This is a genomic window from Mesorhizobium sp. M7D.F.Ca.US.004.03.1.1, assembly GCF_003998635.1.
GTDB lineage: Bacteria > Pseudomonadota > Alphaproteobacteria > Rhizobiales > Rhizobiaceae > Mesorhizobium > Mesorhizobium loti.
Genome location: NZ_RZQG01001754.1, coordinates 1 through 491 on the forward strand (window position 1 = coordinate 1; position 491 = coordinate 491).

The 491-nt window shown below is 69.2% G+C and carries 1 protein-coding gene; it reads left to right on the forward strand.

The window, feature by feature from the left end:
* Window positions 1-491, forward strand: a 491-nt coding sequence (locus tag EN935_RS39865; protein ID WP_348629932.1) for a molybdopterin-binding protein, incomplete at both ends; no start/stop codon positions are given.

Below are 491 nucleotides of genomic sequence, written 5' to 3' on the forward strand. Positions count from 1 at the left end.
AGACAGGTTCTGCCCGGTATCAAGCCTTCCGTGCTCGACAAGACGCTGCGCGTCACCGAAGCGCGGCTGGCGCGTACGGGCGGCAGGCTGACGGCGGAGCGCCGCACGCCGCATGAGATCGCGCCGGTGGCGGAAGCCGCGGTCTCCCTGGCGCGCGACAATGACATGGTGGTGATCTTCGGCGCCTCGGCGATGAGCGATTTCGCCGATGTCGTTCCGGCGGCGATCGAGAAGGCGGGCGGTACCGTCGTCCGCGCGGGCATGCCGGTCGATCCCGGCAATCTGCTGGTGCTGGGTACACTCAACGGCAAGCGCGTCATCGGTGCGCCGGGTTGCGCCCGCAGCCCGAAGGAGAACGGCTTCGACTGGGTGCTCGACAGGCTGATCGCCGGCCTCGACGTGACCGCCAGGGATATTGCCGGCATGGGGGTCGGCGGGCTGCTGATGGAAATCCCGACACGGCCGCAGCCGCGCGAACCGCTGCCGGTCAA